We start from the raw sequence: 23254 nt of genomic DNA on the forward strand, positions 1-23254 counted from the left end.
GCGCCGTCTCCCGCGCGCCTCCCTGCTCGCCCCTACTCGTCCTCGCGTGCGACCGCGCTCAGGTACAGCCCCACGTACCGCGCCACATCCACGTCCAACGCCACGTCCACCAAGGGCTGTTCGCGTGTGCCCTCGTGCAGTTCGGACTCGCCGGGGCGGACGCGGCGGTCGACGAGGGTCTGCCCGCGGGCCGGGCCCGGCGCGAGGCACACCTCGACGGGCAGCCGGTGGGTGCTCAGTCCCTCCGGATCGATCACGGCGCAGACCGCGCCCGCGTCGCCGAGCCCGCCCCCGGGGTCCGTCTCGTCGGTCGCCGGACCGCGGTGGGCGAGCAGCTCGCCGGCGAGTCGGGTGCCGGGCTCGGCGCTCGCGCGCAGGCGGCGCACGTCCGGCCCCGGGACGATCACCCGCTGGAACACGTCCAGCCCGTACATCGTGATCGGCACCCCGGCGGTGAGCAGGATCGCGGCGGCCTCCGGATCGTGCCAGACGTTGAACTCGGCGACCGGTGTGGCGTTCCCGGTGGCCACCGCGCCGCCCATGAACACGATCCGCTCGATGTTGCCGGTCACCTCCGGGTGGGTGCGCAGCAGCAGCGCGATGTTGGTCGCCGGGGCGGTGGGGATCAGCGTCACCGGCCGGGGGGAGGCGAGGATCTCCCGGCGCAGCAGGCTCACCGCGTCCAGGTCGACCGGGGCGCGGGTCGGCGCGGGCAGTCCGAGGTCGCCCATGCCGTCCCGCCCGTGCACGTGACGGGCGGTGCGCACGCCCTCGATCAGCGGCCGCCCGGCGCCCCGGGCGACGGGGACGTCGGGGGCGCCGGCCTGCTCCAGCACGGTCAGGGTGTTCCGGACGACCCCCTCCACGTCCGTGTTGCCGGCCACGCAGGTGACCGCGCGCAGGTCGAGCCCCGGGTGGCGGACCGCCAGCAGCAGGGCCAGGGCGTCGTCGATGCCGGTGTCGCAGTCGACGATCACCGGCACGGGTGGCCGGCCGGAGTCGGTCGTCACGGTGGGGGCTCCTCGGGGTCGGCGGGGACGAGGGTCCCCGCGACCCTACGCGGGCTCCCCCGCCGTCCCCCGGTCCGGGCCCGCGCCGCCGGCCCGGGTCACACGTGCCCCGATCCGCCGCTGCCGAAGGCGCCGCTGGATCCCGGCAGCCAGCGTCGGCGGTTCTGGTCCTCGCCCCGGCGGCTGCCCGAGTGGTGGAGCTCGTACGGCATGAGCCGTGGGCTCCCGTCGGCCGCCAGCGGGATCTCGTCCGGCTCCCGCATCTCCCGTTCCTCGTGGACGGCGCCGGTCTCGGGGAGCTTGCCGTGCTCGTCGGCGTGGGGGCGTTCGGGTTCTCGCTCCATGACGCTCAGACCCATGCGTACGGCCCAGATCAGCGCTCCCACGATCACCAGCCCGCCGATGAAGGCCACCGTCATGTTCACCGCGTGCGAGGACGCGGCCAGCAGTTCATACGTTGCCGTACTCATGTTCTGATTATGTACCCCCAAATGGGATAAAGCGCCAGGAATGCCCGATTGCTCCCCGAGTCGGCCGCCGTGCCCGGGGGCCCGCCGTGCCCGGGGCCCCGCCGCCCGGCCCGTCGCCTCAGGGGGCCCGCAGCGCGTCGACCGCGATCCGGGCCGCCGTGCCGATCACCGCGTCCGCCGCCGGGAGCGTGGCCGCCGTCTGCGCGGTGCGGGTGAAGACGGCCACGGCGTAGCGGCCGCCGTCGGGGTACTCGACGACGCCCACCTCGTTGCGCAGGGTCGGCAGGGTGCCGGTCTTGCCGGCCACGTGGACGTCGTCGAAGGGGAAGCCCGAGGCCAGGCGGTGCGGCCACACCTGGAGGCCCATGATGCGGCGCATGGCGGCGCCGTACTCGGGCGGGCAGGCCTCGTCCCGCCAGAGGGCGCGGAGCAGACGGGTCATGTCGCGGGGGGTGCTGCGGTTGGTGCGGGCCGGGTCCAGGGCGCGCAGCCGGCTGATGACGTGCGGGTCGGTCAGCGCCCGGGCACCGGCCGGCCCGGCGTCCTCGCGCATGGTGCGAAGCATCGCGCCGAAGCCGTGCACCGCCCGGGTGCGGGTGAGGCCGAGCCGCGCCGCGGTGGCGTTGACGGCGTCCAGCCCCACCCGGTCCAGCAGCAGGTCGGCGGCGGTGTTGTCGCTGACGGACATCATCAGGAACGCCGCGTCGCGCAGCGACAGCCGGACCGGGTCGAGCATGGCCGCGAGCCCGGTGGGCCCCGGGGTGCGCCCGGCCGGCGGGCACTCGACCCGCTCGGTCAGCTCCAGTGCCCCGGCCGCCGCCAGTTCGTGCAGCGTGACCAGGACGCACACCTTGTGGACGCTGGCCGTGCACACCGGCTGGTCCGACCCGGCCTCGACCTGAGCCCCGGAGTCGATGTCCACGGCGTGCAGCCAGCCGGTGACCCCGGCGTCGGCGAAGGCCGCGTGCAGCCGGCCGGGGGCGGCGGTGTCGGTCATGGCCGGTCCTCCGGTGCCGGGCGGGGACGCGCGGGCCGGCGGCCCGGGGAGGCGGTGTCGTTCACAGCCAGAACTCCGATGCCGGGCGAAGGTGCAGGGGCCGGGCCGGCGCCTCGGCGCGGGCGTCGGCCGTGGCGCGCAGGGCGTGCGTGGCCGCGTCCGCGAAGGCGCCGACGGCGGTGTCGCCGCGCCCCTTGGGCCACGCCACGGAGTGCCGCCAGGCCGGCGCGGCTCCCGCCAGCGGACGCCAGACCAGATCCCCCTCGGTGGGCGCCGCGAGGTGGGTGTCGCGGGGGCCGAGGGCGACGGCGCCGGCCGACAGCACCAGGCCGCGGACGAAGCTGGCGCCCTGGCCGTGTCGTACGGCGGCGGGGGTCCAGCCGCCCCGCGCGCAGGCGGTGAGCAGGTCGTCGTAGACCGCGGGGGCGTGGGCGCGCGGGAAGAGGACCAGGTCGTAGCCGTCGAGGGCGGCGAGCGGCACCTCGTCCAGCTCCGCCTCGGGGGCGCCGCGCGGCAGTACCACCCCGAGGTCGCGGCGCAGGACCGGGCCGAGTTCGAGACCGGTGACGTCGCACGGGTGGTGGACGATGCCGACGTCCAGCTCACGGGCGGCGAAGGCGGCCAGCTGCTCGGCGGTGGACAGCTCGTGCAGTTCCAGGTGCAGGCCGGCGTGGAGGCGCCGGAAGTCCGCCAGCAGCGCGGCGACGGTCTCGCCCGAGATGTCGGGGGACAGGGCGGCGCGCAGCAGGCCGGTCTCGCCGTCCCGGATGCGGCGCGCGGCGGTCAGGAAGGACTCGGAGCGGTCGAGCAGCGCACGGGCCTCGGCGAGCAGCAGGGTGCCCGCCTCGGTGATCGTCACCTGTCGGCTGGTGCGCTCGAAGAGCCGGACGCCCAGCTCCTCCTCCAGTCGTCGGATGCGCTGCGACAGCGGTGGCTGGGCCATGCCGAGACGGGCCGCGGCACGCCCGAAGTGTGACTCTTCTGCAACAGCCACGAAGCACTCCAGGTGCCGCACCAGGTCCACGACTAGTAATCATATCGGGGATTGATCGATCCGACATCCATATGAATCTTGGACAAGGACGTGCCGGGGTTGCTCTCCTCGGGGCATGCGCTCCCTCCGCGACCTCGCGCTCCGCCCCCGCCGGTGGCCCGGCGCGCTCGCCCTCGTCCTCGCCCTCCCGCTGGCCGGCTGCGCCGGGGACTCCGGACGCCCGGATCCGGCGCCACCGGCGAGCGGCCCGTCCCGGTCCGGCGCGACGGCGGGCTCCGTGCCGGACGTCCGCGCCCGGCTGAAGGTCGACGGCCACACCCGCGAGTACCTCCTGCACCGGCCCGCCGACGGTGCCGGCGGCGGCCCGAGGCCGCTCGTCATCGCCTTCCACGGGCGCGGCGCCGACGCGGCCGAGCTGCGCGAGAAGAGCCGGCTGGAGAAGGCCGCCGGGGCGCGCGGCATGCTGGTCGCCTACCCCGAGGGCCTCGACCGGGGCTGGGGCGCGGGCACGCGGGCCACCGAGCGCCGTCCGGACCCGGACCTCGACGTGCGGTTCACCGAGGCACTGGTCGAGCACCTGGTCCGCGCCGAGCGGGCCGACCCCGAGCGCGTCTACGTCACCGGCTTCTCCAACGGCGGCTCGATGGCGCTGCGCGTGGCCGCCCAGCGGCCCGGCCTGGCGGCCGCGGCGGCCTCGGTCTCCGGCCAGCTCCCCGCGGGCGCCGCCGGGATCGAACCCACGGGGCGCGTCCCCGTCATGGTCGTCTACGGCGCCGACGACCCGGTGCGCCCGCTCGCGGGGTGGCCCTCCCCTCCGCCGGACCCCGAGGAGCCGATCCTCCCCAGCCTGTCGGCCCGGGACAGCGCGGAGGCGTTCGCCGTCGCGGGGGGTGCCGGCGAGCCCACCACGCAGGAGAGGAGGGGCTACGACCGTACGGTGTGGCCCCTCGACGCGGCCCCGCGCTCCGCGCGTGCGGCGGCCACCGTGCAGCTCCTCGTCGTCCACGACGCCGGCCACACCTGGCCGGGCTCGGACGCCACCCCGCCCCAGGGCTTCGGCCCGACCAGCCAGGCCCTGGACGCCACCGACACGATCCTCGACTTCTTCACCACCGCCCCCTGAAGCACTCCACGGCACCGGCCCACGGCCCACCGACTCCTCCACCGCTGTCGGCACCGGCCCGGCTCGGGCAGGGCCCGGCGCCGCGCTCCCTCGAACCGGGCGGGCCGAAACCGCCCGCCCCCGAGCGCACGCGAAACCTGCCCGCCCCGAGCGCCCCGCCCCCGGACCCCGCCCGCCCACAGACAAGGACCCGCCATGCCGGACACCCCTCACGTCACCTCCCCCCGCCCTCGTGGACCGCGCAACGGTGTGCGGGCCGTCGCCGCCGTGGGGGTCGTGCTCGCGCTCGCCGCCGGCGGTTCGTACGCGACCGGCCTCGGCCCCTTCGCACCCGGCGACGACGGCCCCGACCCCGCCGCGACGAAGCAGGCCCGTGCCTTCCTCGCCGACTGGGCCGCCGGACGTCTGCCGAGCGCGGCCGGCCGCACCACCAGACCCGAGACCGCGCGGGAGGTGCTGCGGAGCTTCACCGCGGGCCTCGACATCGGCAGGCCGCGGCTCACGGCGTCCGGGGAGGCGAGGGAGGCCGAGGACGGCACCCTCGGCATCCCCTTCACCGCCCGGATGCCGATCACCGGCCTGGGCACCTGGACGTACGAGTCGCGGCTGCCGCTGCGCGAGCAGGACGACGGCAGCTGGAAGGTGGACTGGCGGCTGTCCCTGGTCCACCCGCGGCTGAGCGACACGGAGAAGTTCCGGCTGGAGCGCGAGGAGACGACCCCGCCCGAGGTCACCGACCGGAAGGGCACCTCCCTCTCGGGCGGCGGTTACCCCTCGCTGGCCCCGCTCCTGGGCCGGCTGGCCGGCGGCGCCGACGGCGGACCGCGCGGCGCGGTCGAGCTGATCGACCGGGCCACCGGCGAGACCGTGCGCACCGAGGCGTCCTTCGGCGAGAAGCCCGACCCGGCGACGGCCGGCCGGCCCGTCCGCACCACCCTGGACGCCACCTGGCAGTCCGCCGCCGAACGGGCTCTCGGCGAGGCCGACGGCAAGAACGCCTCCCTCGTCGCCCTGCGCGTCGACAACGGCGAGGTCCTCGCCCTGGCCAACTCCCCCGCCGGCGGCTTCAACCGCGCCGCCTCCGGCACCTACGCGCCCGGCTCCACCTGGAAGATCGTCACCAGCACCGCCCTGCTGCTCAAGGGGGCCGTCGCGCCCGACGACGTCGTGGACTGCCCCAAGTACCTGACGGTCGGCAAGGAGTTCCACAACGTGGAGACGTCCGAGCACCCGGGCGCCACCTTCCGCAAGGACTTCACGGAGTCCTGCAACACCGCCTTCATCAGCCTGCGCGGCGAACTCGACGACGGGGAGCTGGGCGAGGTGGCGCGTACCCACTTCGGGGTCGGCCAGGAGTGGCACATCGGCATCCCGACGTACGACGGCTCCGTGCCGGTGCCGAAGGACGAGACGGAGAAGGCCGCGTCGATGATCGGGCAGGGCCGGGTCCAGGCCAACCCGCTGATCATGGCATCGGTGACGGCCACCGCGGTCTCCGGCGAGTTCCACCAGCCGTCCGTCACCGCCGGGAACGAGGACGTGACCCGCACCGAACCGCTCCCCGACGAGGTCGTCACCCGGGTGCGCGAGCTGATGCGCGCCACCGTGACCGACGGCACCGCGCGCGTCCTGGCCGACCTGCCCGGCGCGATCGGCGCGAAGACCGGCACCGCCGAGGTCTCCGACGACCAGGACAACAACGGCTGGCTCGTCGCCCACCGCGGCAACGTGGCCGTGGCCGTGGTCGTCGAGGAGGGTGTCACCGGCGGCGGCTCGGCGGGCCCGGTCATGCACAGCCTGCTCTCCGCCGTACCGGAGGACCCGTCCTGAGCCCGGCCGCCGCGCGTCTCAGCCGAGGCGCACCGGCAGTTCCGCCAGGCCGCGCAGCAGGGTGCCGGTGCGCCAGGTGAGCGTCGCCGGGTCGGTGGCCAGGGCGAGCGAGGGGTGCCGCCGCAGGAGCAGCCGTACGGCGACGGCGGCTTCGACGCGGGCCAGCGGGGCGCCGAGGCAGTGGTGGAGGCCGTGCCCGAAACCGAGGTGGCCCGCGGCCCGGCGGCCGATGTCGAAGCGGTCGGGGTCGGGGAAGTGGCCGGGATCGCGGGAGGCGGCGGCGAGGGAGACGAGCACCGAGTCGCCGGCCGCGATCCGGGTGCCCGCCAGCTCCAGGGGCTCGGCGGCGAACCGGAACGCGGCCGAGTGGACCGGGGAGTTGAACCGCAGCGACTCCTCGACGGCGCCCTCCGTCAGGCCCGGGTCGGCCCGCAGCCGGTCGAGCTGGTCGGGGTGGGTGAGGAGGCTGTGGACGGTGGCGGAGACCAGGCCGACGGTCGTCTCGTGTCCGGCGACGAGGATGAGGAAGGCCATGCCGAGCAGTTCCTCGGCCGTCAGGCCACCGCTGTCCGCGGCGGCGACCAGATCGCCGAGCAGCGTGTCGTCCGGGGTGCGGCGCTTGCGGCCGGTCAGATCGGTGAGGTAGCCGGTCAGTTCGCCGGCCGCCGCCGACGCCGCCTCCGCGGAGCTGGGCACGACCAGCTCGTGCGACCAGGCGTGGAAGCCTCCCCGGTCGGCCTCCGGGACGCCCAGCAGGTCGCAGATCACCGTGACGGGCAGCGGCAGCGCGTACCGGGCGACCAGGTCCGCCGTGCCCCGTCGCGGCAGCGCGTCCAGCAGTGCGTCCGCGACGCGCTCGACGCGGGGGCGCAGGGCGGCGATCCGGCCCGGCGTGAAGTGGCCCGCCACGAGCCGGCGCAACCGGGTGTGCTGCGGAGGGTCGCTCTGCACCATGTTGCGGCCGATGGCGTGCCCGCCGTCGGTGTGCCAGGAAGCGGAGTGCCGGATGTCGTTGCGCAGGCGCGGATCGGTGAGCGCGGCCCGTGCCGCGTCGCGCGTCACGACCAGCCAGGTCTCCCCGCTCCCCGGTACCAGGACCCGGTGCACGGCGCCCTCGGCCCGCAGGGCGGCGAGGACGGCGTACGGGTCGTGTCCTGCGGGTGCCGGTTCGTCGAGGGTCGGCGCGGTCATGGGGCCTCCCGGTCCGATCAAACGGGGACCAGTCCCCGTTTGTGGGCCCGACGATAGCATCGGCACCCGGAGCGCGGGGAGCAGTCCCCGGTTCACCGGACCCGTGGGATCAGGAGCGTGAGGATGACCGTCGGCGCACACGACGGAGCTCCCCGGCAGCGGCGCGACGCGCGGCGCAACCGGGAGCTTCTGCTGGGGGCGGCCCACGAGGTGTTCACCGAGCAGGGGCTGGACGCGCCGCTGGACGTGATCGCCCGCCGGGCGGGGGTCGGCAACGCGACGCTCTACCGCCACTTCCCCACCCGCGCCGCGCTCGTGGACGCCGTGTTCCGGGACTCGCTGACGGGCACGATGGACGCCGGCGAGCGGGCCAGGAAGGCGCCGGACGCATGGGCGGGCCTCACCGCCTACCTGGAGGTCGTCTTCGCCACCCTGGCCGCCGACCGCGGCACCAACGACCTCATGACCACGCGACTGCGGGGCGTCGACAGCCTGGAGGCCGTGCACGAGCACAACCGCCGGACCGTGGACTCGCTGCTGTCCCGCTGCCGCGACGAGGGGACCGTCCGCCCCGACGTCACCACCGAGGACGCGCTGTTCGCGCTCGCGGCCCTCGGTCGGGCCGTCCCCGCCCTGACCGCCGCGACGGCCCCGGACGCCTGGCGCCGCCCCCTCGCCCTGCTCCTCGCCGGGCTGCGCACCGCGCCGGCCGCACAGCCCCTGCCCGCGCCGGCGCTCACGGCCGCCGCACTCGGCGACGCCCTGCGCGAGCTGGGCCCGCACCGCACCTGGGGCGGCGACGGGGAGACCGACGCGTGAGGTTCGTGCGCTGACGGGCGGACGGGGGCTGCCGGGGGGCTGACGGGCTGACGGGCGGACGGATGCCGTCACCCCCGCGGGCCGCCCCGCTCTCCGGCCGCCGGACCGCCGTCCCCGGTGGCCCCGCCGTCCCGGCCGCTCCCGGTGTCCTCGCGCCGCACCGCCTCGCCCCGGATGACCCGGTGGCCCTCACCGTCCCGCTCCGGTGCCCGCTCCCCGTCCTTCATCTCCCGGGCCTCGGCCTTGAGGATGCGGGCCGACTTGCCCGCCGAGCGCGTCAGCTCGGGGAGCTTCCTGGCGGCGAGGACGGCTATGACGACGATGAGGACGATCGCGAGCTCGCTCAGTCCGAACACGGCACTTCCCTGGTGGACGTACGGTCGGGCCCGCGGCACGGGCCCCCACGGAATCTACGGCACGGCCGGCGCACGTCAGAGGTCGAACTCGTGCGGCGGCAGCCCCAGCGCGAAGCAGGCCTCGCGCACCACGGCCCGCTCGTCCTTGTCGAAGTCGCCGTCGGCGCCGCCGATCACGATCCCGATCTGCACCACCGCCCGTGCCTCGGCGGGCTTCTTCTTCGCCTTGGCGATCTCCTGGAGGACGCCGACCTTGCCGAAGGCGAAGTCGGCGGTGAGCTGGTCCAGGCAGTCCTCGAAGCGGCGACGCAGATCGTCGGCGGGGAAGTTCCCCAGCACCTCGTTGGTCGAGATCAGCTGGGCCACCCGCTGCCGCTCCGACGCGTCGACGCTGCCGTCGGCCGCGGCGACCAGCGCGCACATCGCCATGCTCGCGTCGCGGAAGGCGCCGCTCTTGAGGTCGTTCTTCTTCGCCACGAGCTGCGTCTGCATCTGCGACGCGGACTCCTTGAAGCGGTCCCACAGGGCCATGAGCACTCCGTACGGGTCGGGAGGAGGGATCAGCGGAAGGAGGGACTCGGTCCCTCTACACATCTGTAGAAGTTACCAGCCCGCCGGGTCACCGGGTCCGCGCCGCGGACGGCTGCCCGGGCCCATGGCCGTACACGGCCTGGAAGTCGTACGACGCCCGGTGCTCGACCAGCTCCCGGATCCAGCCGTCGACCAGCGTGGTCCAGCTCCGCGACCCGGCCGGCCCGTCGTGCGGGACGGTGAACCGGCTGAGGGCGTCGTGGCCGCCGGAGCACGCGCCGCCGTGCTTGTCCGCCTCCAGCACCACCTCCAGGGCGCCGGGCACCGCGAGGAAGGTCAGCTCGACCTCCTCGATCTCGGCGTGGCCCCGGGGCGCGGCCAGCTCGATCTTCTGGCGGAAGGGCAGCCGCTGTCCGGTGCCGCCGACGCGGCCGTGCTCCAGGCCGGCGGAGCGCACGTCGAAGCCGAGCCGCCCGAGTGCCTCCAGGACGGCCTCCTGGGCCGGCAGGGGCGCCACGGCCAGCGGGACCGGGTCACCCGTGTCCGCGGTCCCGGCGACCACCAGCTCGGTGCGCACGCCGAGCGCTGCGCCCGGGTGCCGGCCGTGGGGCTCGGTGGCCGGCGTCTCCCAGGGCAGCGGCAGCGAGAAGGGCACGCCGCGCCGCTCTCCCGCGGCCGGCCGGAAGGGCCCGCCGACGACGCGGCGCTCGAACACGACCGCACCCCGGAGGCCCCGGCGCCCGTCCTCGTCGCCGGCCTCGGAGTGCCCGTCCCCGACGTGGGCCACCAGCTCCAGCGCGACGTGCTCGACGTCCTGGCCGGCGGTGCCGCCGACGAGGTCGACCCGGCCCGACAGCACGCCCCCCGGCCGGACGGTGCCCGAATCGAGGACCAGGGCGGTCGTGGGCCCGCCCACGCCGGGGGGACCGGGCGGCCGCTTGAACACCATCGAGGCGTGCACTCCTTCACGTCGGTGTGGGGAACGTCCGTGCGGGGAACAACCGGAGGCATCCGACTGTTCTCTACAGGCGAGTAGAAGCTTAGGGGTCCGAGGACTCCCTGTCGTTTTGCTCGTCCTTTACCATGAGGAAGAACCCTCGGGCGCCCGGCAGGTACCGGCGCCCGCCGACCCCGTTAAGGAGTCCCGTTCCGTAATGGAGCCTCCCAGTACCGGCCGTGCCACGGCCGGCCCGCAGTTCCCCCGGTACGCGCGTGAGGGAAGCGGGGTGGCACGGTGACCGAGGTCCTGCTGCTCCTGCTGGCCCTCCTGCTCACCCTGGCCTGCGCCGTCTTCGTCGCCGCCGAGTTCTCCCTCACCACTGTCGAGCGCGGTGACCTGGAGCGTGCGGCGGAGTCGGGCGAGCGCGGTGCCGACGGCGCCCTGAAGGCCGCCCGGTCCCTGACCCTCCAGCTCTCCGGCGCCCAGCTCGGCATCACCGTGACCTCCCTGGTCATCGGCATGCTGGCCGAACCGTCGATCGCCGTGCTGCTGCGCGGCCCGCTGACGGACATCGGCCTGGGCGGTGCCGCCTCGACGGTGGCGACCGTGCTCGGCGTGGTCCTGTCCACCGTCGTGCTGATGGTCGTCGGCGAGCTGGTCCCGAAGAACTGGGCGATCTCCCGCCCGCTGGCCGTCTCGAAGGTCGTCGCGGGCCCGCAGCGCGGTTTCACCACCGCCTTCGGCCCCTTCATCCGGCACCTGAACAACACGGCGAACCGCTTCGTACGCCGCTTCGGCCTGGAACCGGCCGAGGAGCTGGCGTCCGCCCGCAGCCCCGAGGAGCTCGTCGCCCTCGCCCAGCACTCGGCCGCCGAGGGCGCCCTGGAGGCGGACTCCGCCGAGCTGTTCGTGCGCACCCTGCACCTGAGCGAGCTGACCGCGGAGAACGTCATGACCCCGCGCGTGGACGTCAAGGCGCTGGAGGCCCACGCCACCGCCGCCGACGCCGCGAACCTCTCGCACGCCACCGGCCTCTCCCGCTTCCCGGTCTACCGGGAGAGCCTCGACGAGGTCATCGGCACCGTGCACATCCGCGACGTGCTGGCCCTGGAGCCGGACCGGCGCGCCTCCACCCCCGTCACCGAGCTGGCCACCGCGCCGCTGCTGGTGCCGGACAGCCTGCCCGCCGACCGCCTTCTGGAGCGCATGCGCTCCACCCGCACCATGGCCGTCGTCATCGACGAGTACGGAGGCACGGCGGGCGTGGCGACCGTCGAGGACATCGTGGAGGAGGTCGTCGGCGAGGTCCGCGACGAGCACGACCCGGTCGAGATACCGGACCTGCTGCCCGCCCCCGCGGAGTCCGACGGCCGCGCGGCCTGGGAGGCCGACGGCTCGCTCCGCCTGGACCGGCTCGCCCGGATCGGCCTGACCGCCCCGGACGGGCCGTACGAGACCCTGGCCGGCCTGGTCGCCACCCACCTGGCGCGCATCCCGGCCAAGGGCGACGTCATCGACCTGGACGGCTGGCGCCTGGACGTCCTCGACGTCGAGCACCACCGCGCCGACCGCCTCCGGGTCACCGCGCCCGCGCCGGTCCCGTCGGCCGACCGTGAGCCGGAGGTGGCCCGATGACCGCCGTACAGCTCTTCATCGGCGCGCTGACCCTGCTGACCAACGCGTTCTTCGTCGGCGCCGAGTTCGCCATGATCTCCGTACGCCGCAGCCAGATCGAGCCGCGCGCGAAGACGGGCGACAAGCGCGCCCGGATGACCCTGTGGGGCCTGGAACACATCTCCGCGATGATGGCCACCGCCCAGCTGGGCATCACCGTCTCCTCGCTGGTGCTCGGCGCGGTCGCGGAACCGGCCATCGCGCACCTGATGGAGCCGGTGTTCGAGGCGGTGCACATGCCGCACGCGCTGGTCCACCCGATCGCGTTCGCGATCGCGCTGGCCCTGGCGACGTACCTGCACATGCTGATCGGCGAGATGATCCCGAAGAACATCGCGCTGGCCGCCCCGGCGACCACCGCGATGGTCCTCGGCCCGCCGCTGGTCGCCCTGACCCGCGCGCTCAAGCCGTTCGTCTTCGGCATCAACGCCTTCGCCAACACCCTGCTCAAGCTGCTCCGGGTGGAGCCGAAGGACGAGGTCGACGCCGTCTTCACCGACGACCAGCTGGCCCGCATGGTGGTGGACGCCAGTGAGGCCGGACTGCTCACCCCGGCCGACGGCGAGCGGCTGCGCGACGCGCTGGAGCTGGGCACCCGCCCGGTCGGCGAGATCCTGGTCCCGGCCCAGAAGATGCGCACGGTCACCCACACGGTCACCCCGGCCGAGCTGGAGCGCCTGGCCGCCGAGGCGGGCTTCTCCCGCTTCCCGGTGACCGGCCCGGGCAACGCCGTCCTCGGCTACCTGCACATCAAGGACACGCTGGGCCTCACCGACCGGGAGGCGCCCTTCCCGCGCGCGGCGCTGCACCGCGTCACGCGGGTCCGCATCGACACCCCGCTGGACGACACCCTCACCGCCCTGCGCGCCGAGGACAGCCACCTGGCCGCGGTCACCGGCGAGACGGGCGCGGTGCTGGGCTTCGTGACGATGGAGGACGTCCTGACCGAGCTGGTGGGCCCGGCCGCGGTCACGTCGTGACCTGAGCCGGGCCAAGGACTCGCGGGCACCCGGGAACTCCCGGGTGCCCGCGGTCGTCTCCCCCGGTGACACCGCTGGGGGAGGCGCTCATGGCCATGGTCGGCCTGTTCTGGATCACCGAGGACTGCGTGTACGTGGGGGCCGAGCCCATTGGCACCGCGCCGGGGGTGCGGCTGACCAAGGACGGGGTCGAGACCCTGGGACTCGGACAGGGCGGTCGCGGCTGGGGCTGGGAGGAGATCCGGGAGATCGACGTGCGGGACGTCGCCGTGCGGTCCGCCGCGCGCCGCCTGCTCTCCATGGCGTTCGACTCCGCCCTCGTGCTGATCAGCGGCGACGGCGACCAGCCCCCGGCGTTCACCGTCGAGGTGGTGACCGAGACCGACGGCACGGTCGAGGCGAGCGCCCTGGCCGCCGCCCCCGGCGGCATCCACACCCCGGACGAGTACCAGCTCTCCCGCACCCTGCTGACCCGGCTGGTCGACGGCGACACCCCCGTGGACGACCTCCTCACCTGGCGTCGTGACCACTTCGGCCCCGCCGCCCCGACCGGCGACGAGCGCCTGGCACTGCTCCGCCGCTGGACGACCACCCCCGCCTGACGCTGGGCCCGGACGGCCGGGTCGGCCCGACGTGGCCCCGGATGTACGTTCGCCGCGGCAGCTTTCCGGCAGGCGCGACTAGAGTTCGGGTGTGGGGGAAACCGGTTCCCCCGCGGCGGCCCGTGTCCGATGCGGTCCGCGGGAAGGCATGCATGACCCCGGAGAGCAGGCTGAACGCCGCAGGTCGGCCGCAGGCCGCCGACCGGCTCGACGACGACCAGTACCCGGCGTACACCATGGGCCGGGCGGCCGAGCTGATCGGCGCCACGCCCGGTTTCCTCCGCGCTCTGGGTGAGGCGGGTCTGGTCAGTCCGACGCGTTCGCAGGGCGGGCACCGCCGTTACTCGCGCCGGCAACTGCGCCGCGCGGCGCGCGCCCGTGAACTGGTGGACCAGGGAACGCCCATCGAGGCCGCCTGCCGCATCGTCCGCCTGGAGGACGACCTGGAGGTGGCGCTGCGCATGAACGAGGAGCTGCGCCGCGAGGCCGAGCGGCGCGACGAGTGAAAAACTGACCCCGATGAACCAGATATTCGCCGGACACCGGAAAAACATTCCGTGTCGAAATCTCCCGGCGTTTCATTTCCGGGGGTGGCGATTCAATACGTGCTAGGCTGGACGTCAGTTGCAGTTGTGGTTGCCATTTGTGTTACCGGTTTTCCGGGCAGGTGATCGCCGCAGCGATGTGAAGGCCCGCGAAGTGCGGGCCTCAACACTGCCTAGGAGTAAAAGCATGGCTTCCGGTACCGTGAAGTGGTTCAACGCCGAAAAGGGCTTCGGTTTCATCGCGCAGGACGGCGGCGGCGCCGACGTCTTCGCCCACTACTCGAACATCGCCACCCAGGGCTTCCGTGAGCTCCAGGAGGGCCAGCGCGTCAACTTCGACGTCACGCAGGGCCAGAAGGGCCCGCAGGCGGAGAACATCGTTCCCGCGTAACGCGCGCATCACGCATCACTGAGCAGGGCCCGCACCGCACGGTGCGGGCCCTGCTTCGTCATGACGCGGCGGCCACCCGACCGGGGCTCCTGTGCCCCCCACCGCGCCCGCCCCTGCGGGACGGCCCCGCACCGCACCCGCCCCTACGAGGGCGGCTTTGCCATCTCTTTGCAACCCGCCCCGCCGCCGCCTCGTCTCTCCGTCCGATCCACCACCCGCGCGACTTCGCGCACCCGGAATCCGACGAGAGAGAGCGACCCGATGCGCCGCACCATCCTCAGCGCCGTGGCCCTGGCGTGCACCGCCGTACTGGCCGGCACCGCGCCCGCGTTCGCCGACGACCCCACCCCGGCCCCCGCCGCCCCCGCGTCCGCCACCCCGAGCCCCGGCACCGAGCCGAGCGAGGCACCGTCGCCCTCCGTCAGCTCACCGGCTCCGGCGGCCGAGCCGACCGAGGCACCGGCCGACGGCCAGGTCTCCACCGTGCCCGAGGGCGCGCCCGACACCGGCGTCGCCGCACCGGCCCCCTCCGGAGCCGGCGACGGGGCGCTCCCCGCGGGCGCCGGTGCCGCGCTCGCCGCGGGCGGCGCCGTCCTCCTCGTCGTACGCCGTCGGCGGGCGGCGACCCGGGCATGACGACCCGGCCCGGGCGCGCCCTCGCCACCGCCCTGCTGGCCGTGGCCCTCGCGGGCTGCGCCGCCGGGCCGGGCGACGAGGGTGCCGCGCCCGCCCGCTCCGCGACCACGGCGCCGCCCGCGCGTCCCGCCGGCGAGCCGGCGCGTCCCCTGGAGCGCTCGGTCCCCGTCGGCCTGCGCATCCCGGCCATCGGCGTCGACACACCGGTGATGCGGCTGGGCCTGGCGGCCGACGGCACGGTGGAGGTCCCGCCGGTCACGGCCGACGACCGCGCGGGCTGGTACCGGCACTCGCCGACCCCGGGTCAGGTGGGGCCGTCGGTCGTCCTCGGCCACGTCACGGTCGGCGCCCACGGGGACGGTGTCTTCCGGCACCTCGCGCGTCTGCACCGGGGCGACCGGATCGAGGCACGCCTGGAGAACGGCACGACGGCCCGGTTCACGGTCACCGCCGTACGGACGGTGCCGAAGGCCGACTTCCCGACGCGGGACGTCTACGGGGACGTGGACGGACCGGAGTTGCGCCTCATCACCTGCGGCGGACCGCGCGTCGGCGAGGAGTACCGGGACAACGTGATCGCCTTCGCCGAGCTCAACCCGGCTTCCGGCGCGCGCTCCTGACCGACCGTGCGCACCGCAGCCCCTCACCACCCTGGAGAGCGTTGAAACGGTCCCGTGACAGGGCGGCTTCCGAACTGTTCGCCGCCCTGTACCCACGCCTCGCCGGCTGGTGCCGCCGGCTCGTCGACGACGACGAGACGGCCCACGAGATCGCCTCCGAGGCGTTCACCCGGCTCTGGGCCCGCTGGACGTCCGTGGAGGAACCTCGCGGCTTCCTCTACGTCACCGCCGCCAACCTGGTCCGCGACCACTGGCGCAAGCTGGAGCGCGAGCGGCGGGCGGTGCGCCGGGTCACCGCGGAGGTCGCCGTGCGCCCGCACCCCGAGCAGTCCGACCCCTCGGTGCGGATGCTGGTGCAGTCCCTGCCCGAGCGGCTGCGCGTGCCGATCCTCCTGCACTACTACGCTGACATGCCGATCCGGGAGGTGTCCGTGCTGACCGGGCGCAAGGAAGGGACCGTCAAGGCCGATCTGCACGCGGCCCGCGAACTGCTCCGCGTCCACTTGAGGAGAAGCCTTGACCACACGCCTTGACGACGACCCGGACGACCCGGGGTTCGAACGGGACGACGGCGACCCGCTGTTGGTCGTGCTGCGCCCGGGCGCTGACTGCCTGGGCCCGCCGCCCGGGCGCTACGAGGCGATCCGCCGGGGGGCGTCCCGTCGGCGCCTGCTGCGGACCGCGGCCGGTGCCGCCGCGACCGCCGCTGCCGCCGCCCTCATCGTGCTTCCGCTGTACCGGGCGGCTCCGACGGCACCCGCCCGCCCCACCGTCCCGCTGGCCCCGGCCCCCGCCGCCCCCACGCCGGCCGGCTCACCGACTCCGGCCCCGCCCCGCGACTCCTCGCCCGGCCCGGCGCCGGAGGCGTCCGTCTCCTCCGCTCCGGCGCTGCCGACGGCCGCGCCGAGCACCGCTCCGTCCGAGCGGTCGGCCACGCCGGGCACCGTGCCCACGCCGTCGTGGGACGGCGGCGCGACCGCTGCTACAACGGAACGATGATCTATCACGTGGTGCCGCTCGCCGACTGGGCCGCCGACCCCGGCCGGCCGTACGCCCCCGCCTCCCTGGCCGAGGACGGGTTCGTCCACTGCTCGCCCGACGAGGAGACCACGCTCGCCGTGGTCAACGCCTTCTACCGCGGCGCGCCCCGGCCGCTGCTGGCGCTGGCCCTCGACGAGCGGCGGCTCACCGCCAGGTGTGTCTGGGAGGCGGCCGATCCCGCGCCACCGCCGGGGGTGCCCGGCGACACCCTCTTCCCGCACGTGTTCGGGCCCCTCGACCGCGAGGCCGTCCGGCACGAGCGGGAGGTCCGGTGGGACGACGAGGGCCGGGCCACGGGACTGTCCTGACGGAAAGAGGGCGGGGTCACCAGCTCGCGCTCGTGGCCCCGCCCTCTTCTCAGGCGTGTCTCAGGTGTCTCTCAGGCGTCCGGGGACGTCGTGCCGCCGAGCAGCGCGGACGCGGTCTCGACCGGTGTGGCGGCGGGCGCCGGGGTGGCGTCGGGGGCCGCGTGGCAGGTGAACCCGAGGCGCGCCATGGCCCGGGTGACCTCGCCGCCGGAGAAGTCGCGGCGGTCCTGCCGGGTGACGACCTCGCCCACCTGCTTGACGGGGTAGCGGCGGCGGCCGATGGTCACGGACTCACCTGTGACGGGTTCGGGCGTGATGCCCTTCATCGAGTCCAGCACCCCGTCCTTGGTGAGGTCGAACGGGTACCGGGCGATGACACAGCGCATGATGCCTCCACAGGGGAGAGGGGACGTGGATTGCTGTTCGCTGGGGTTCAGGCGGCCGAGCCACCGGCGGACTGGTGCCGCGGCCTGCGCCGCGGGGCCTCGCCGGCGGGCCGGCCCTGGGTGCTGCGGCCCTGGCCGCCGCGGCCCTGCGCGGGGGTGGGGGTGCCCTGACCGGTGCGGCCCTGCGCGGAGCGGCCGCGCCGGCCACGGGACGAGGAGCCCCCGCCGGACGCGGCGCGCCGGGGGCGCTCCACGACCGGTGCGGTGATGACGACCGGGACACCGGAGGGGGTCTGCGCCCCGGTGATGCGGGCCAGCTCCGCCTCGCCCGAACGGATCGGGGTGACCAGCGGGGTGATGCCGGCCGAGGCCATCAGCCGCGTCATGTCGCGGCGCTGGTCCGGCGTCACCAGCGTGACGACGCTGCCGGACTCGCCGGCGCGGGCGGTGCGGCCGCCCCGGTGCAGGTAGTCCTTGTGGTCGCTGGGCGGGTCCACGTTGACGACCAGGTCGAGGTTGTCGACGTGGATGCCGCGCGCCGCGACGTTGGTCGCCACCAGCGCCGTGACGTGCCCGTCCTTGAACTGGGCGAGGGTCCGCGTGCGCTGCGGCTGGGACTTGCCGCCGTGCAGGCCGGCCGCGCGCACGCCGCTCTTCAGCAGCTGCTTCACGAGCCGGTCCACCCGGTGCTTGGTGTCCAGGAACATGATCACCCGGCCGTCGCGGGCCGCGATCTCGACCGTCGCGCGCTGCTTGTCCTCGTCGTGCACGTGCAGCACGTGGTGCTCCATCGTGGTGACGGCACCGGCCGACGGGTCGACGGAGTGCACCACCGGGTCCGTCAGGTAGCGGCGGACCAGCCGGTCGACGTTGCGGTCCAGGGTGGCCGAGAACAGCATCCGCTGGCCGTCGGCCTGGACCTGGTCGAGCAGCGCGGTGACCTGGGGCATGAAGCCCATGTCGGTCATCTGGTCGGCCTCGTCCAGGACGGTGATGGTCACGTCGTCCAGCCGGCAGTCGCCGCGGTCGATGAGGTCCTTGAGCCGCCCGGGCGTGGCGACGACGACCTCGGCGCCGCCCCGCAGCGCGCCGGCCTGCCTGCCGATCGACATGCCGCCGACCACGGTGGCCGACCGCAGGCCCACGGAGCGGGCGTACGGGGCGAGCGCGTCGGTGACCTGCTGGGCCAGCTCACGGGTGGGCACCAGGACGAGGGCGAGCGGTCGCTTGGGCTCGGCGCGCCGGCCGGCCGTACGGGCCAGCAGGGCGAGGCCGAAGGCGAGCGTCTTGCCCGAGCCGGTGCGGCCGCGGCCGAGCACGTCGCGGCCGGCCAGGGAGTTCGGCAGGGTCGCCGCCTGGATCGGGAACGGCGCGGTCACGCCCTCGGCGCCGAGGGCGGCCAGCAGCCGGTCGGGCATGTCGAGCTCGGCGAAGGACTCGACGGCGGGCAGCGCCGGGGTGATCGTCTTCGGCAGGGCGAACTCGCCCTGCGGGGCCGCCGGGCGGCGCCCGGAGGTCTGGGAACGGCGGGGGCCGCCGCCACCCGAGCGTCGGCGGTCGTTGGTGCGTACGCGGTTCATGCGGAACCTTCCTTGATATGGCACGTATCAAGGGAGACCCGCAGCGGAGGAGCAGCGCAGGGAATCGCAAGAACGAGCCGGCCCCGGTCGATCTCGGCGTGAGGTGCCGATCGGACCGGGAGAAACGAGGGAAACGGGAAATTCGAAAGCGCGGGGCGATGCGCCGGGCGGAGATCAGAACCCCGCGGGGCGCTCAGCGCCCGGAAAAGCGGCGAGCTGGGGCCCGCACCCCAAGGTGCGGGCCCCAGCTGCGAAGTACGCGTGCGCGTGGTGCGCGTCAGGCCGGAGTGATGTTCTCGGCGGTCGGGCCCTTCTGGCCCTGCGCGATCTCGAACGTCACCTTCTGGCCCTCGAGCAGCTCACGGAAGCCCTGGGCGTTGATGTTCGAGTAGTGGGCGAAGACGTCGGGGCCGCCGCCGTCCTGCTCGATGAAGCCGAAGCCCTTTTCCGCGTTGAACCACTTTACGGTGCCGGAAGCCATGTTTCTCCTTCGGTACGGTGCTCGGAGTTCACCCTGTGTGGACTCCGGTCGCCGTGATCACCCCGTCGGAAAACACCTTCAGGCAACCACAACTGCAACTTCCCACGACACTAGCACGCCGTGATCGCCCGGTCGCTTGCAATAGAGTTGCCCCGGTCGGACCGACCGGACGGGATGAGGAATATTCCCCGGGCGTGTCATTGGTTTCTCACGCGATGGCGTCAGATATTGCTCCGCACCGGCCACAGGATCGCCGCCCGCCCCGGCACGCCGCACCGCCATGACCTCCCAGGACGGCCTCCCGCGCGGCCTCCGGCGCCCCCGGGAAGGGGGAGAGCGCCACGGACGGCGTACCGGCCTGGGGAGACAAAGACCACGTCGGCCGTACGGACGCGTGGACGGTCAGTTCTCGAGAAGCACCGGCGGCCCGACCGCCCCTAACGTCGCGGACATGAACGCCATCGACTCCGTCATCCTCGAGGTGGCCGACCCCCAGGCCGCCGCCCGCTTCTACTCCGACGCCTTCGGGCTGGACCCGTCACGGGTGCGCGTACGGGCCTCCGACGCCCCCTCGACCGGGTTCCGAGGCTTCACGCTGTCGCTCGTGGTGTCCCAGCCCGGCAACGTCGACGCGCTCATGGGCGCCGCCGTGGACGCCGGTGCCACCACCCTCAAGCCCGCCTCGAAGTCGCTGTGGGGCTACGGGGGCGTCGTGAGCGCCCCGGACGGCACGGTCTGGCAGATCGCGACCTCGGCGAAGAAGGACACCGGCCCGGTCACCCGGGACGTCGACGACCTCGTGCTCCTCCTCGGAGTCGAGGACGTGAAGGCCGTCAAGCGGTTCTACGTCGAGCGCGGTCTCACCGTGGCGAAGAGCTTCGGCGGCAAGTACGTCGAGTTCGCCGCGGGTACGGGCGCCGTCAAGCTGTCCCTGTACAAGCGTCGCGGCCTCGCCAAGGTGGCCGGCGTCTCCCCCGAGGGCACCGGTTCCCACCGGCTCGTACTGTCCGGCGCCGACGGCCCGTTCAGCGACCCGGACGGCTTCGTGTGGGAGCCCGCGGCGCAGGGGCCGGCCGCCGGCTGACGGGAAATCCGTATTCACCTCGACTTACGCGCCGGGAACCCGATATGTAATCCTTCCGTCTTCTTCGCCGAAGTGGTCCGTGGGTGGAGAATACGCATGAGCCGCAATTGGAATCATTCATCTCAAAAAGAGCAAAACGAATAAAGAATGAGACGCATGCCATCACGGGTGTTTTCGCGAATAACCAGCGGAGCCGAGCCTTCTGCTGAGCTTCGGTCACGGGCGGGACTGTGGGCCGTGGCGGGTGTGGTGACCCTCGGTTTCCTGGTCGCGCTGGAGATCGCCGCACGTAGCTACGGCCTGCCGGGACCGATCACCACCCAGGCGAAAGAGGTCGTCTTCGCCCCCAAGTCGGGGCCGCTCCTCTACGCCAGCATGGCGTTGATGATGGTGGTGCTGACCTGGCGGCAACGGTTCGTCGCGGCCGGTCTCGCGATCGGCATCGACGTCGTCTTCGCGCTGGTGCGCTGGGCGGCCGACGCCGAGGTGACCGAAGGCTCCCACTTCGGCAACGGCGCGCTGTGGGTGATGCTGGGCTGCGCGGTCCTCGCCGTCACGCGGCGCACCGGCCGGGAACGCCTCCTGCTGCTCAAGGGCGTCGGTCTCGGCCTGCTGCTGGTGGCCGGCCGCAAGACGGGCGACACCTGGTTGCTGATCACGTCCAAGACCCGCCCGGCGGTGCTCGACCAGTACGTCGCGACCGCGGACCACGCGCTGGGCGACCCGTCCTGGCTGGCGGGCCGGATCATCGAGGCCGCCGGCCCGGCCGGCGCCCACGTCCTCGACTGGGTCTACACCCAGCTCGCGGTGGCCGCGGTCGTCGTCGCCCTGTACCAGTTGCGCCGGGTGGCCGCCGAGCGCCGCTTCCCGAGGCACCACCTGGTCCGCACCTTCCTGCTGATCGGCCTCCTCGGACCGGCCGTCTACATGATCTACCCGGTGGTCGGACCGGTCTTCGCCTACGGCACCGGAGCCTTCGGCACCGGCGGCGAGCAGTGGGCGGTGGCCCTCCTGTGGCCGGACACGCCGCTGCCGTCGGGTCCCCCGCAGGCGATGACGTACGACGGGATCACCCCCCGGAACTGCATGCCGAGCCTGCACACGGCCTGGGCCGTCGTGATCTTCATCCACTCCCGCGGGGGCCCGCGGATCCTCCGTTACGCAGGAACGTTCTGGCTGGTGGCCACGCTCGCCGCGACGCTGGGCTTCGGCTACCACTACGGCATCGACCTCGTCGCCGGTGTCGTCTTCGCGGTCACCGTCGAGGCGGCGCTGCGCACGTACGACCGGGGCTGGGACCGCGCGGGGATCCGGCTCGTGTCCTACGGGGCGGTGGTCTTCGCCGCGCTCCTGCTGTCGTCCCGCTACCTGTCGACGGAGATGGCCGGGCGCCCGTGGCTGTTCGGGCCGCTGCTCCTGCTGGCGATGGCCTCGGTGGTCCACGGCTACGTACGGACCACCAGGGGCTGGCGGCCGCGGGCCGTCGTGCCGGCGCAGCGCTCGCAACCGTCCCTCGCCCCGGTCCAGGCCGACCTGCCGGAGAAGGCGGTACCCGTGGCCGAGCCCGGGTGACCACGAGCGCGGGGCGGCCACTCCGGCCACCCCGGCCGCCGCGGGCTCAGCGCACCGGGAAGCCGAAGGAGTAGCCCTGGTCCCGGAGCCAGGGGAGGACGCGGCGCAGGGCCTCGACCGTCTGGGAGCGGTCGCCGCCCGCGTCGTGGAAGAGGAGCGTCGGCCCGTTGGACAACTCCCGCTCGACGGTGGCGACGATGGCGTCCGCACCCGGCCGCTCGAAGTCCTTGGTGTCCACGTTCCAGCCCAGCGGACGCATCCCGTGGGAGGCGGCCAGCTTGCGGCTGTACGGGGTGAAGGCCCCGCCGGGAGCCCGGTAGTACATCGGGCGCACACCCCCGGACGCCTCGATGATCATGCGTTCGGCGTCGAGGATCTCCCGCGACTGGTACGCCTCGGACTTCCGGTCCATGGCGGTGTCGTGCGACACGGTGTGGTCGCACAGCCGGTGTCCGGCCGCGACCACGTCCTTCACGAGGTGCGGGTGGGCCCGCGCCTGCGTCCCCGTCACGCAGAACGTGGCCTTCACCCCGTACTCGCGCAGCAGGTCCAGCACCTGGGGCGTCCACGCGGGGTCGGGGCCGTCGTCGATGGTGATGTTGACGCCACGCGCCCCCGCGTCCGAGGCGTGCGCGATGGTCACGTCGACCGGCCGGACCCCGCTGCCCGGCGTGGCCGACGCGGTCGCCCTCGGGGACGCGGCGCCCACGGACTCGGCCTGCGCCGTCCACACCGAGGCGCCGACGGCGAGCACCGTCACCCCGAGCGCCGCCCCGACCACCTTGCCGTACCAGCTCCGCCCACCGCCGTGCCGTGCCATGTCCGCCCCGCCTTCACCCGGTCCGTCGTCCGATCCACCTGGCAGGACGAGGGACGGCCCCCCGGGGATGCGTCCGTTACCGATCACGGACAATCTGGGGGAAGTACCCGGACAACCCGCCGCGCGACGACCCGAGCCCGCTCCACGGAGGGGCGGGTGGGGGAACGTCGGTCTCATGGGGGGCGACCCGCTGCCCGACCGAGCCTCGACGCGCGTCACGCCGCGAGTTGATCACCGAGGACCAGCAGCGGCTGCGCGAGCGCTACCTCGCCG

At 74.2% G+C, this 23254-nt stretch carries 27 protein-coding genes; 15 read left to right on the top strand and 12 right to left on the bottom strand.

All coding sequences use genetic code 11. From position 1 onward, the window contains the following. Window positions 1-32: 32 nt before the first annotated feature. The 4 genes from ACZ6EG_RS09570 to ACZ6EG_RS09585 all read right to left on the bottom strand — a co-directional run bounded on the left by ACZ6EG_RS09570 (window position 33) and on the right by ACZ6EG_RS09585 (window position 3471). Window positions 33-1010, bottom strand: coding sequence for a nucleoside hydrolase (locus ACZ6EG_RS09570; RefSeq protein WP_391970861.1), 978 nt, complete (start codon window positions 1008-1010; stop codon window positions 33-35). Between the two features lie 98 nt (window positions 1011-1108). Continuing rightward, entirely contained in the window at window positions 1109-1480 is a 372-nt protein-coding gene (locus ACZ6EG_RS09575; protein WP_391970860.1) for a DUF6479 family protein, read from the bottom strand. Window positions 1481-1598: 118 nt separating this feature from the next. Next, window positions 1599-2477, bottom strand: a complete 879-nt coding sequence (locus ACZ6EG_RS09580; protein WP_391970859.1) for a serine hydrolase — start codon at window positions 2475-2477, stop codon at window positions 1599-1601. A 61-nt stretch (window positions 2478-2538) separates the two neighbouring features. Then, complete coding sequence (locus tag ACZ6EG_RS09585) at window positions 2539-3471, bottom strand: LysR family transcriptional regulator (RefSeq protein ID WP_469603073.1); 933 nt, start codon at window positions 3469-3471, stop codon at window positions 2539-2541. Between the two features lie 115 nt (window positions 3472-3586). Here ACZ6EG_RS09585 and ACZ6EG_RS09590 point away from each other — a divergent pair, with 115 nt between their 5' ends. Then, on the top strand, window positions 3587-4594 hold the full coding sequence (locus ACZ6EG_RS09590) for a CE1 family esterase (RefSeq protein WP_391970857.1): 1008 nt from the start codon (window positions 3587-3589) through the stop codon (window positions 4592-4594). A 195-nt stretch (window positions 4595-4789) separates the two neighbouring features. Continuing rightward, a complete protein-coding gene (locus tag ACZ6EG_RS09595; RefSeq protein ID WP_391970856.1) occupies window positions 4790-6424 on the top strand; it encodes a penicillin-binding transpeptidase domain-containing protein in 1635 nt (544 codons plus the stop codon). A gap of 18 nt (window positions 6425-6442) precedes the next feature. On the opposite strand, the gene ACZ6EG_RS09600 is transcribed toward ACZ6EG_RS09595, so the two are convergent. Beyond that, the gene (locus ACZ6EG_RS09600) at window positions 6443-7615 is read right to left on the bottom strand and encodes a cytochrome P450 family protein (protein ID WP_391970855.1); all 1173 of its coding nucleotides are present in this window, start codon (window positions 7613-7615) and stop codon (window positions 6443-6445) included. Window positions 7616-7738: 123 nt separating this feature from the next. On the opposite strand from ACZ6EG_RS09600, the gene ACZ6EG_RS09605 reads away from it, so the two are divergent. Beyond that, window positions 7739-8434, top strand: a complete 696-nt coding sequence (locus ACZ6EG_RS09605) for a TetR/AcrR family transcriptional regulator (RefSeq protein WP_469603079.1) — start codon at window positions 7739-7741, stop codon at window positions 8432-8434. 68 nt (window positions 8435-8502) lie between these two features. Here ACZ6EG_RS09605 and ACZ6EG_RS09610 read toward each other — a convergent pair whose 3' ends face one another. The 3 genes from ACZ6EG_RS09610 to ACZ6EG_RS09620 form a co-directional block, all read right to left on the bottom strand. Further along, the gene (locus ACZ6EG_RS09610; RefSeq protein WP_391970853.1) at window positions 8503-8790 is read right to left on the bottom strand and encodes a twin-arginine translocase TatA/TatE family subunit; all 288 of its coding nucleotides are present in this window, start codon (window positions 8788-8790) and stop codon (window positions 8503-8505) included. A gap of 75 nt (window positions 8791-8865) precedes the next feature. Further along, window positions 8866-9321 carry a tellurite resistance TerB family protein gene (locus tag ACZ6EG_RS09615; RefSeq protein ID WP_391970852.1) on the bottom strand — a complete coding sequence of 152 codons (456 nt, stop codon included), beginning with the start codon at window positions 9319-9321 and terminating at the stop codon, window positions 8866-8868. 88 nt (window positions 9322-9409) lie between these two features. Next, window positions 9410-10270: a sporulation protein gene (locus ACZ6EG_RS09620; RefSeq protein WP_469603083.1), complete on the bottom strand. Its 861-nt coding sequence runs from the start codon at window positions 10268-10270 to the stop codon at window positions 9410-9412. Between the two features lie 285 nt (window positions 10271-10555). Here ACZ6EG_RS09620 and ACZ6EG_RS09625 point away from each other — a divergent pair, with 285 nt between their 5' ends. From ACZ6EG_RS09625 to ACZ6EG_RS09670, 10 genes are all read left to right on the top strand, one after another. Further along, entirely contained in the window at window positions 10556-11896 is a 1341-nt protein-coding gene (locus tag ACZ6EG_RS09625) for a hemolysin family protein (protein ID WP_391970850.1), read from the top strand. After that, window positions 11893-12915, top strand: coding sequence for a hemolysin family protein (locus ACZ6EG_RS09630; protein ID WP_383647260.1), 1023 nt, complete (start codon window positions 11893-11895; stop codon window positions 12913-12915). The genes ACZ6EG_RS09625 and ACZ6EG_RS09630 overlap by 4 nt, the downstream gene beginning before the upstream one ends. 89 nt (window positions 12916-13004) lie before the next feature. Continuing rightward, entirely contained in the window at window positions 13005-13517 is a 513-nt protein-coding gene (locus ACZ6EG_RS09635) for a hypothetical protein (protein WP_469603087.1), read from the top strand. 152 nt (window positions 13518-13669) lie between these two features. Beyond that, window positions 13670-14023 carry a MerR family transcriptional regulator gene (locus ACZ6EG_RS09640; RefSeq protein ID WP_356602432.1) on the top strand — a complete coding sequence of 118 codons (354 nt, stop codon included), beginning with the start codon at window positions 13670-13672 and terminating at the stop codon, window positions 14021-14023. A gap of 226 nt (window positions 14024-14249) precedes the next feature. Then, on the top strand, window positions 14250-14453 hold the full coding sequence (locus ACZ6EG_RS09645; RefSeq protein WP_003975194.1) for a cold-shock protein: 204 nt from the start codon (window positions 14250-14252) through the stop codon (window positions 14451-14453). 261 nt (window positions 14454-14714) lie between these two features. Next, complete coding sequence (locus ACZ6EG_RS09650; protein ID WP_469603091.1) at window positions 14715-15089, top strand: sortase-dependent protein; 375 nt, start codon at window positions 14715-14717, stop codon at window positions 15087-15089. Further along, window positions 15086-15709 (top strand): class F sortase, encoded by a 624-nt coding sequence (locus ACZ6EG_RS09655; RefSeq protein ID WP_469603094.1) that lies wholly within the window; start codon window positions 15086-15088, stop codon window positions 15707-15709. The genes ACZ6EG_RS09650 and ACZ6EG_RS09655 overlap by 4 nt, the downstream gene beginning before the upstream one ends. Before the next feature lie 41 nt (window positions 15710-15750). Then, a complete protein-coding gene (locus ACZ6EG_RS09660) occupies window positions 15751-16242 on the top strand; it encodes an RNA polymerase sigma factor (RefSeq protein WP_053134308.1) in 492 nt (163 codons plus the stop codon). Then, entirely contained in the window at window positions 16226-16708 is a 483-nt protein-coding gene (locus ACZ6EG_RS09665; protein ID WP_391970846.1) for a hypothetical protein, read from the top strand. The genes ACZ6EG_RS09660 and ACZ6EG_RS09665 overlap by 17 nt, the downstream gene beginning before the upstream one ends. Beyond that, a complete protein-coding gene (locus tag ACZ6EG_RS09670) occupies window positions 16705-17058 on the top strand; it encodes a DUF952 domain-containing protein (RefSeq protein ID WP_356602424.1) in 354 nt (117 codons plus the stop codon). The genes ACZ6EG_RS09665 and ACZ6EG_RS09670 overlap by 4 nt, the downstream gene beginning before the upstream one ends. A gap of 71 nt (window positions 17059-17129) precedes the next feature. Here the strand turns inward: ACZ6EG_RS09670 and ACZ6EG_RS09675 are convergent, their stop codons facing one another. From ACZ6EG_RS09675 to ACZ6EG_RS09685, 3 genes are all read right to left on the bottom strand, one after another. Continuing rightward, entirely contained in the window at window positions 17130-17444 is a 315-nt protein-coding gene (locus ACZ6EG_RS09675; protein ID WP_356602422.1) for an SCO5918 family protein, read from the bottom strand. A 47-nt stretch (window positions 17445-17491) separates the two neighbouring features. Continuing rightward, window positions 17492-19024 carry a DEAD/DEAH box helicase gene (locus ACZ6EG_RS09680; protein WP_391970845.1) on the bottom strand — a complete coding sequence of 511 codons (1533 nt, stop codon included), beginning with the start codon at window positions 19022-19024 and terminating at the stop codon, window positions 17492-17494. Window positions 19025-19301: 277 nt separating this feature from the next. After that, entirely contained in the window at window positions 19302-19505 is a 204-nt protein-coding gene (locus ACZ6EG_RS09685) for a cold-shock protein (RefSeq protein WP_189416541.1), read from the bottom strand. Between the two features lie 451 nt (window positions 19506-19956). Between ACZ6EG_RS09685 and ACZ6EG_RS09690 the strand changes: the two genes are divergently transcribed. Beyond that, entirely contained in the window at window positions 19957-20589 is a 633-nt protein-coding gene (locus ACZ6EG_RS09690) for a glyoxalase (protein ID WP_391970844.1), read from the top strand. Between the two features lie 237 nt (window positions 20590-20826). After that, the gene (locus tag ACZ6EG_RS09695; RefSeq protein ID WP_469603101.1) at window positions 20827-22161 is read left to right on the top strand and encodes a phosphatase PAP2 family protein; all 1335 of its coding nucleotides are present in this window, start codon (window positions 20827-20829) and stop codon (window positions 22159-22161) included. Between the two features lie 46 nt (window positions 22162-22207). Here ACZ6EG_RS09695 and ACZ6EG_RS09700 read toward each other — a convergent pair whose 3' ends face one another. Then, entirely contained in the window at window positions 22208-22981 is a 774-nt protein-coding gene (locus ACZ6EG_RS09700) for a polysaccharide deacetylase family protein (protein ID WP_391970842.1), read from the bottom strand. Window positions 22982-23254: the final 273 nt, after the last annotated feature.

It is taken from the genome of Streptomyces sp. NPDC041968 (assembly GCF_055589025.1).

What these genes read in the sequence shown, in the direction of transcription:
- ACZ6EG_RS09575 (WP_391970860.1), bottom strand. Translation starts at nt 1,480, where the DNA reads ATGAGTACGGCAACGTATGAACTGCTGGCCGCGTCCTCGCACGCGGTG.
- ACZ6EG_RS09580 (WP_391970859.1), bottom strand. Translation starts at nt 2,477, where the DNA reads ATGACCGACACCGCCGCCCCCGGCCGGCTGCACGCGGCCTTCGCCGAC.
- ACZ6EG_RS09590 (WP_391970857.1), top strand. Translation starts at nt 3,587, where the DNA reads ATGCGCTCCCTCCGCGACCTCGCGCTCCGCCCCCGCCGGTGGCCCGGC.
- ACZ6EG_RS09595 (WP_391970856.1), top strand. Translation starts at nt 4,790, where the DNA reads ATGCCGGACACCCCTCACGTCACCTCCCCCCGCCCTCGTGGACCGCGC.
- ACZ6EG_RS09600 (WP_391970855.1), bottom strand. Translation starts at nt 7,615, where the DNA reads ATGACCGCGCCGACCCTCGACGAACCGGCACCCGCAGGACACGACCCG.
- ACZ6EG_RS09605 (WP_469603079.1), top strand. Translation starts at nt 7,739, where the DNA reads ATGACCGTCGGCGCACACGACGGAGCTCCCCGGCAGCGGCGCGACGCG.
- ACZ6EG_RS09615 (WP_391970852.1), bottom strand. Translation starts at nt 9,321, where the DNA reads ATGGCCCTGTGGGACCGCTTCAAGGAGTCCGCGTCGCAGATGCAGACG.
- ACZ6EG_RS09620 (WP_469603083.1), bottom strand. Translation starts at nt 10,270, where the DNA reads ATGGTGTTCAAGCGGCCGCCCGGTCCCCCCGGCGTGGGCGGGCCCACG.
- ACZ6EG_RS09630 (WP_383647260.1), top strand. Translation starts at nt 11,893, where the DNA reads ATGACCGCCGTACAGCTCTTCATCGGCGCGCTGACCCTGCTGACCAAC.
- ACZ6EG_RS09635 (WP_469603087.1), top strand. Translation starts at nt 13,005, where the DNA reads ATGGCCATGGTCGGCCTGTTCTGGATCACCGAGGACTGCGTGTACGTG.
- ACZ6EG_RS09640 (WP_356602432.1), top strand. Translation starts at nt 13,670, where the DNA reads ATGACCCCGGAGAGCAGGCTGAACGCCGCAGGTCGGCCGCAGGCCGCC.
- ACZ6EG_RS09645 (WP_003975194.1), top strand. Translation starts at nt 14,250, where the DNA reads ATGGCTTCCGGTACCGTGAAGTGGTTCAACGCCGAAAAGGGCTTCGGT.
- ACZ6EG_RS09650 (WP_469603091.1), top strand. Translation starts at nt 14,715, where the DNA reads ATGCGCCGCACCATCCTCAGCGCCGTGGCCCTGGCGTGCACCGCCGTA.
- ACZ6EG_RS09655 (WP_469603094.1), top strand. Translation starts at nt 15,086, where the DNA reads ATGACGACCCGGCCCGGGCGCGCCCTCGCCACCGCCCTGCTGGCCGTG.
- ACZ6EG_RS09670 (WP_356602424.1), top strand. Translation starts at nt 16,705, where the DNA reads ATGATCTATCACGTGGTGCCGCTCGCCGACTGGGCCGCCGACCCCGGC.
- ACZ6EG_RS09675 (WP_356602422.1), bottom strand. Translation starts at nt 17,444, where the DNA reads ATGCGCTGTGTCATCGCCCGGTACCCGTTCGACCTCACCAAGGACGGG.
- ACZ6EG_RS09680 (WP_391970845.1), bottom strand. Translation starts at nt 19,024, where the DNA reads ATGAACCGCGTACGCACCAACGACCGCCGACGCTCGGGTGGCGGCGGC.
- ACZ6EG_RS09685 (WP_189416541.1), bottom strand. Translation starts at nt 19,505, where the DNA reads ATGGCTTCCGGCACCGTAAAGTGGTTCAACGCGGAAAAGGGCTTCGGC.
- ACZ6EG_RS09690 (WP_391970844.1), top strand. Translation starts at nt 19,957, where the DNA reads ATGAACGCCATCGACTCCGTCATCCTCGAGGTGGCCGACCCCCAGGCC.
- ACZ6EG_RS09700 (WP_391970842.1), bottom strand. Translation starts at nt 22,981, where the DNA reads ATGGCACGGCACGGCGGTGGGCGGAGCTGGTACGGCAAGGTGGTCGGG.